This window comes from Acinetobacter sp. HR7 (genome assembly GCF_000773685.1).
Lineage (GTDB): Bacteria > Pseudomonadota > Gammaproteobacteria > Pseudomonadales > Moraxellaceae > Acinetobacter > Acinetobacter thermotolerans.
Window position 1 is genome coordinate 1 of the sequence record NZ_JPQO01000088.1, and the last position, 8,113, is coordinate 8,113.

Annotated in this window: 6 protein-coding genes; 1 reads left to right on the forward strand and 5 read right to left on the reverse strand. The window is 41.6% G+C overall.

Going from position 1 to position 8,113, the window contains the following annotated elements; genetic code table 11:
- Nucleotides 1-490 (forward strand): hypothetical protein (locus GW12_RS05160; protein WP_034584391.1); only part of this gene is annotated, 490 nt, incomplete at its 5' end.
- Between the two features lie 39 nt (nt 491-529).
- On the opposite strand, the gene GW12_RS05165 is transcribed toward GW12_RS05160, so the two are convergent.
- From GW12_RS05165 to GW12_RS05180, 5 genes are all read right to left on the reverse strand, one after another.
- Nucleotides 530-1,087, reverse strand: a complete 558-nt coding sequence (locus tag GW12_RS05165; RefSeq protein ID WP_264673519.1) for a TetR/AcrR family transcriptional regulator — start codon at nt 1,085-1,087, stop codon at nt 530-532.
- Between the two features lie 137 nt (nt 1,088-1,224).
- Nucleotides 1,225-1,398 (reverse strand): hypothetical protein, encoded by a 174-nt coding sequence (locus tag GW12_RS15870; RefSeq protein ID WP_171077668.1) that lies wholly within the window; start codon nt 1,396-1,398, stop codon nt 1,225-1,227.
- A gap of 207 nt (nt 1,399-1,605) precedes the next feature.
- Nucleotides 1,606-3,741, reverse strand: coding sequence for a TonB-dependent receptor (locus tag GW12_RS05170; protein ID WP_034584395.1), 2,136 nt, complete (start codon nt 3,739-3,741; stop codon nt 1,606-1,608).
- A 191-nt stretch (nt 3,742-3,932) separates the two neighbouring features.
- Complete coding sequence (locus GW12_RS05175; protein WP_034584397.1) at nt 3,933-6,335, reverse strand: glucose/quinate/shikimate family membrane-bound PQQ-dependent dehydrogenase; 2,403 nt, start codon at nt 6,333-6,335, stop codon at nt 3,933-3,935.
- A 166-nt stretch (nt 6,336-6,501) separates the two neighbouring features.
- Nucleotides 6,502-7,740 (reverse strand): carbohydrate porin, encoded by a 1,239-nt coding sequence (locus tag GW12_RS05180; protein WP_034584399.1) that lies wholly within the window; start codon nt 7,738-7,740, stop codon nt 6,502-6,504.
- Nucleotides 7,741-8,113 lie beyond the last annotated feature (373 nt).

The following is an 8,113-nucleotide window of genomic DNA, read 5'->3' on the forward strand; positions in this document are numbered from 1 at the left end:
TGTGTTCAGCGGACGCTTACTGAAGAATTGGATCTATGTCATGTCTACCCAACCCATTCATGGCTGGCTGATGACAGCTTTTGTTTTCCTGGTCATTGTATTTGTCTCATTTACCAAAATTATTGTGCGTCATGACAGTATCACAATTGAAGCATTTTCAATCTTGTTTTCGACGCTGGCAGAACGACAAAAAATAGAAAAGCTGCAACTATATAGTCATGCAAAATCTCAAAGCTGGGCATTTAAATCACTATTTCCTAATAAAGCAATGACATTAGAAGAAGAATGGAAGAAGAGCGTCTTAGGGTTCGTGCTAAAACCGGCTTACCGCTCAACACATCAACTGAAACATCTTGAGCTTAGGCAACTATCAACAGCAGATCGTCTACAACTCATACAAGTTTTACAGCAATATTGGGACTTAAACCCTAAGTTAATTTTGGGTATAGATAAATTATCGCAACTGAAGCGAAAGTATAAACTCAGATAATTTTTATAATTAAAAGCAAAAGAATAAAAAAACGATGTCCTACTTACTATGAAACAACGCATACAAATTGGCATTAAACAAATTCTTCACCGAAACAAAATCGCCTTTGCTTAGGCTGCTGTTATAAATCATCCCCATCCAGATAGGCGACAAGATTAATAAACAAAACTCAAAAGCAGTGGTTCTCAGCTGAATTTCTTTACGTTCACTGGCGATCAACACTACTTTCTCCAGTTCACTGATATATGGTGAAAACATCACATTAAAATAAATTTTCTTTAATTCAGGATGATGCTGACTTTCTTTTAAAATCAGTTGTGCAATCCCTTCCCGACCTGAAGATGAAAAAGAATCGATGACTTTGTCAAAATGGTTCAATAAAAATTCATACGCGGTGAGTTCAGGCGGCAGCATATCCGAATGAAAAACCATATGGTTTTCACTAATCATCATGCGAGCGATAGCTTCAAAAATATCTTCTTTGTTCGAGAAATAACGATAAACCGAACCAATACTTAGCTCAGCAGCACTGGAGATATCCCGAATAGTCGTCTTCGAAAAACCTTTTTTAATAAACAAAGCTAAAGCAGCATCCAAAATCGCCTGTTTGGTCTGATCTGTTTTCTCATAGCTTAGGCTTCGAGTACGTCTAGTGGTATCCATAAGAATCTAGAATTTTAATTCATCATAAAAAATAGCCTCATAAAGAGGCTACTTTATTATGAATTAGATTCTTATTTTTTGCTATCAGCATCAGCAGCTGGAGCTTCTGAAGTCGCTGGTTCGCTTGCTGCAGCTTCAGTCACTGGAGCAGTAGTTACAGCTTCGCTTGCTGGTGCTTCATTCGCGAATACATTCAGTGATGCTACAAGTGCCAAGCCTGCAAAAGATAGTTTTACTAATTTCATACCAATAATACCTCAAGAATTTAGATGATTATGTTTGTTTTTCGACATACATAAATATAAAAATGAACAATGTTCATTTTTATATTATTTAACTTTGAAATACTTTTCAACAATCACTAACGTATTGTTACAAGAAAGAATAATGCCAATATGTTGTGGAAAACATAAAAAAGCGTGGTCTAACCACGCTTGATTTTTGAAAGCAGCTTAAAAGGCTTTAGTTAGGCTTAACCCTGCACTCCAGTTTCGCCCTTCTGACGGCTCATAGAAACGACCATTACTTTCATTGACGATCACTGAGCCTGAATAGTCTTTATCAAACAGATTATCGACACGGGCAAAGGTTTTCATAGACCAGTCTTTTACGGACCAGTTATAACCCACGTTTGCACCAGCAACGGTATAGCTTGGTGCATATTCAGTATTGGTATCATTGACATAAATTCGGTCTGAATAACGCACATCAAGACCTGCATTAAAACCATTTTCAGGTTTCCAGCCTAGACTGACAAAAGCCTGATTTTTAGCAATCCCGGGAATATAGTTTCCTGAGGCAACTCTAGATACTGCAACTTCTCCTTCATCATCAAAAAGCTCTAGAATATCTGAATCAAAAGTTGCATCAATATAGCTATAGCTGGCTTGAGCTGTCAGATCTCGCCAGAGGTCTTTACTCCAGGACAGTTCCAGCCCTTTTCTTAATGTTTTATCTGCATTACGGAAAGTCGAACGCCCATTATCATTAACTGCAGAAACAATATCATCCTGAGTGCTGGTATGGAAAATCGCGGCAGTGAAATCACCAAAGCGATTCGCAGATTTTAATCCTAGCTCATAAGTTTCACTTTCAGCCGCTTTTAAGCTTAATACATCATTGCTACCATCAGCCGGATAAGCCATTTCGGTAAATGTTGGTGTTTCAAAACCTTGTGCATAGCTTGCATAAGTCATTAATTCAGGAAGAATTTTCCAACTTAATGCAACTGAAGGCAATAATTTCTCATAAGTCGTTTTACCTGAATTATCGCCATTCAACTCGGTAATATAATGATCTTCTGATTTAAAATGCACATTGCTATAACGTATCCCGGCATCCAGCGTCCAATCAGGTGCAAAGTTATAAGAAGCTTGCAGATATGGATCGGCATTCCATAAGGTATTATCTTCATCACGACGCAACTCGCCTTTAATACCGAGTACATCACCAACAAAGTTTAGATAACCTTTACGGTCTTCGGTCATGGCATCTACAGCGACGCCAGCGATCAGTTTGGTATTTTGCAGTATATCTTTACCTGTCCAGCGTAAGTCTGCTCCATAAAACTGACGGTCAAAATCAATTACGCCACCAGGGTGTTTTTCTAATGACTGAAAAAACTTAGAAATTGATTGATATTGGATAACCTCACGCTGCCCCCAATATGCCATGCCATACAATTCATGCTGATCATTGACTGGTTTATTCCAAGTAAGACCTGTTTGAAATTGCTCGATTTCCTTTCTTGTGTCAAATCCTTGAATTCTACTATCTATCTGCTTTGGATTTGCTTTCCAATCTTTTTTCTCTAAACCGCCCGGATCATCCGCGTCAATTTTCACATAGTTATTCACCCAGTTAATCTTGGAACCATCATCCAGGTCCCAAGTCAGTTTGGCATTGTTCAGAACTTTATGCGCACTGCTGTGGTCACGGTAGCCATCGGTATCAAAATAAGATGAACTGATGACATAACTAGGCTCAGAAGAATTCTTCGAGCCACCTTGTAATACCAGATTGGTTTGGCCTTTATTTTGACTGCCACCTGAATATCCCAAAGTGACAGAATCCGGACCTTGCCCTTCTCGGCTTTGGGTCAAAATGGTTCCGCCAGAGGAATTGCCATACAGCGAAGAAAATGGCCCGCTCAACACTTCAATATGATCCAGACTGTTCAGGTCAATATTCGAGGTTTGCCCCTGTCCATCCGGCATGGTCGCTGGAATACCATCCACATATAAACGTACCCCACGCACACCAAAAGTCGATCGAGCGCCAAAGCCTCGCATGGAAATTTGTAGGTCCTGGGCATAGTTTTCCCGGTTATTCAGCTGCAAACCCGGCACACCTTTTAAGGTTTCCGACAGGTTTACATTCATGCTGCGCTGTTCTGGCTGATTCAGGTAATAGGCAGATGCCGGTGTTTCTAACGCTGCACGGTCAGTACGGGTAACTTCCACCACGATCGGTGCAAGGCGCTGTACCTCTTCCGTGCCCGGCTCCTCCGCATAAATTCCCTGTGTGATGCAGGCAATCAGACAGGACAAGGTCGATTTTATTGGTAACCGCGTTGCATGAAGGTACATAGATCATATTCCTGATGTCGGCATAGCAATGCCAAGGAGCAAAATAGTTATAAAGTATTTGGTGCTGCAGTTTGAATGCTCACTATCTACTTAAAATCAGTTAAGCAGATTGAGTTTCATCATGATTACAGCTGGTATTTTGCATAAAAAAGCCTGACGAATCAGGCTTTTTTACCTAAATATAAAGTTTCTTATTTATTGTCAGGTAGTGCATAGGCAACCAGAGAATCACCCATTTTGGTACCAAAGGAACCATGACCACCTGCCATAATCACCACATACTGTTTACCGTTAGCTTCATACGTCATTGGTGTTGCTTGACCACCTGCAGGCAGACGACCTTTCCACAGCTCATCACCATTAGTTACATTGATCGCACGGATGTAGTTGTCTTGAGTTGCACCGACAAACATTACATTACCCGCTGTTGAGATTGGTCCACCTAACATCGGTACACCCATTTTAAATGGAGGCAATGGAATGCCCGGCATACTGTCACGAATCGTACCGATACGGCGTTTCCAAGCGATTTCATGATTGGTCAGGTCAACACCAGCGACATAACCCCATGCAGGTTGCTTACATGGCAAGCCGAATGGAGACAGGAAGGCACTGATTTCAACACCATAAGGCACGCCATACATGGGTTGTACGCCTGCTTCTGTACCTGCACCTTTGGCAGTTTGCTCACGGTTAGGATCAGCAGGAATCAGACGAGTCACGAATGGCAAACCAATTGGATTGGTCAATGCAATTTGACGATCTGGGTTGACTGACATACCGCCCCATTCGAATACACCGAGGTTACCTGGGAACACCAACGTACCATTTTCAGATGGAGGTGTATAAATACCGTCATAGTTTAATTTCTTGAACGATACACGACACATCAACTGGTCAAACATAGTGGCACCCCACATGTCTTTATCAGTCAATTTATCTTTAGGTGCCAGGTTAAAGTCAGAGAATGGTTGAGTTTTTGAATACCACTCGCCCTTAGTTTGCGGACCACGTTTTACTGACTGAGGTACTGGTTTTTCAGTAATCGGAACGATCGCTTCACCTGTACGACGGTCTAACACAAAGGCATTACCGGTTTTGGTCAGCACATAGATCGCTGGAACCATGTTCCCGTTTTTGTCTTTGATCTCGGTCAATGTTGGCTGAGCAGGTACGTCCATATCCCAAAGGTCATGATGGGTCGTCTGGAAGTTCCAGATCAATTTACCAGTTGAGGCATTCAGTGCCAGCATAGAGTTGGCATAACGCTCATCTAGCTCAGTACGGTGACCACCGTAGATATCCGGTGTACCTACACCTGTTGGCACATAGACAATGTCCAGCTGCGCATCATAAGCCAATGGTGCCCATGCGTTTGGTGAGTTGTTTACAAATTTTTGCCCTGGAGCTGGAATCGCGTTTGGATCCTCAGCGCCAGTATCAAATACCCATAGCAATTCACCAGTATTCACGTCATAACCACGGATCACACCTGAAGGTTCTTCAGTTGAGTAATTATCAGTGGTTGAACCCGCGATAATGATGGTTGTACCTGTAATTACTGGAGGTGAAGTCGGGTTATAACCGCCTGGATATGGGAATGGCATATCTTTTTGCAGATCAACTTCACCATTGTTACCAAAGTCAGAACATACTTTACCCGTAGTCGCATTCACTGCAACCAGGCGTCCATCATTGACTGGTAAGATCACTTTTTGAGGACATTCAGCAGAAGTGGTTGAACGTGCAGCCAGACTACTTTCAAAACCAACCGTATTATTCGCATCATAATAGGATACGCCACGGCAGGTTAAGTGCTGGTAAGTGTTGTCTGATTTTACCTTCGGATCATAACGCCATTTTTCCTTACCTGTTGCAGGATCCAGTGCAATCAGCTGCTGGTGAGTTGAACACATAAACAGGTTATTACCGATTTTGATCGGAGTCACCTGATTGGTGGTTTCACCAGAGTCTTTATCCGTTTTGGTATCGCCAGTATGGAATTCCCATGCCAGTTCAAGGTCTTTTACGTTTTCAGAATTAATCTGTTTTAATGGTGAATAACGTAAACCGGACTGGGTACGACCATAAGCTGGCCAGTCTTCATCGGCAATACCTGGAATAGATTGATGCACCTCAGGTTGCTGTGATTTTAATTCCCCACGGATTTCCTGCGGGTCATTAAATACAGAATAAATCATCACCGCGATAGTAATTGCCAATGAACTGGTCAGCACAATTTTGGCACCCTTGGTTTCACCGAATCCACGAGTCACTGCAGGAATCAGCAGAGCCAAACCAAACAGGCCGAGAATATCCAGACGTGGTGCCAATGCAAAGAAATCAGAACCCACTTCCCAAAGACCCCAAACCACTGTACCTAACACCAGTACCGCATAAACAATAAGGGCTGTGCTTTTACGTTTTTGTAATAGCACTGCAGTTGCGAGGAAGAACAGACCAGCAATGATGTAGTACCAAGACCCACCAAGCGTTGCCAGATAAATCCCGCCAAACAGCAGCACTAAACCGAAAATGGCAGCAATAGCTGCCAGAATCGTTTTCAGTACTGAACCTGAAGACGAAGTATTCATATTGAACACCTTTTTTTTGATTTCTTGAACGTCTAAGCACTTAAGCGGCATAGACACCATATTGTTAAGTTCTTAGTTATAAATACATGAATACTTGGAGTATCAGTTCATCAATGCCCCAAAGTAATGGAAGAATCAATTGTGTATTTGCAACTAAAAACTCCGATTAGAACGACGTATTAAACTTGATTCCACCCACCCAGACATTTTCACCGTCTTTATATGCACCGACATGATGGACATATTGCAGGTTTGGACGGATGGTCAGCCAGTTAGTTGCATGAATGCCGTAATAGATTTCCGCATCGACTTCTTCACTACGGTTACCCAATACATCATTGTTCATATTGATACGGGCAACACCCAAAGCGATTTCATCCTGTGGACGGGCATCCATCGCGCCTTTATAAACCAGGCCGATATTTTGCATATCACTCTTTTCATTGGTCTTTGTGTCATGCACAGTGACATTAACAAAACCGCTTAAACCACGAGATGCATCATCTGCATGTGCAGTCAGTTGCTGTTTGGCAACCACCCAGCCGCCATGATGATGATCGGTTTCATTCGGATTATTGATAACAGCTGCATCAGCAGTACTGTAGTAATACCCAGCACGGTATTCTCCAGGAAGTTTTTGTGCACCCAGTTTCGGTGTCCATACCACTTCTGCAGGAATGATCGCACCTTTAGAACCATCCGTGCTCAGGTTAAAACCTTTGCCACGTTCCAGATTCTCAGGGTTATATTCATAGACACCGACCTGGGTATAAACTTCAGGTGTCACATTATATTTCACACGTGCTGCCCATTGGGATACTGGCCAGTTATACCATTGATCCCCTACCCAGTTACCGACTTGAGAGCCACACAATGCTAAGTTCTGAAAATCACAGTCAAAACTGTTGAAATCTTCACCTTCACCAAAACGACCGACTTTCACATCCAGTTTTTGATCCAGGAATTTTTTCTTGATCCAGAAATCTGTTAGACGCCAGGTTTGACCACGGCCCCATACTTCCTGCACTGAACTTAAATGTCCTGCAAGGGCATCGGAAGTATTGGAAAGGTTACGGCCATCGCGATGCGTCACGGTAATTTGAGCTTCGGTGCCCTTCCAGCCGGCAATTTTTTCCAGATCCAGATGAGCACCAATATTTAATTGACCTGTATATTCTGTGCCATGATTATTTGAGCGTTTCGCATCAAGCAAAGTTGCCATTTCGCCTGTATAGCCAAAACTAAAGCCATAGCCTTGCTGTTGAAGCTGGGTACGCTGTCCCTTCCAGTCACCTAACATCCAGGGACTATCTGCACTAAATGCATCAGCAGCGTGGGTTGTGTGTACAAATAGCAAAGCAGCCAAGGATGCATATACACCCTTGGATATCGGAGAGATAGACATGAAATGTGTTACCTTAATCACACGCTTAAGGTGAATATAATCCACCTTTTTGAACTTATTGTTTCAAATTATAGTTTAAAAGTATTAATAATGTGAAGAAAACTATTTTTCACCCAGCCATTTACAGAAATAGCAAGGAAGCAAAATATTAATTTAAATACTTAATAAATATAAATATTTTAAAATGAAAACAAACTACCAAGTTGAATCAAAAAACCTCTTTAATTTTTCCAAATGGTAAAAATAGATTTAATTTTCTTATATTTAATTTTTCTCGATCAAAAAAGTTGGTTTTAGATGATTTTTATTGTGTTTCCTAAAAAATAAACTTAAAAAAACAGTAAGCTCTTACTAGGGTGTGTTGACACTTTTA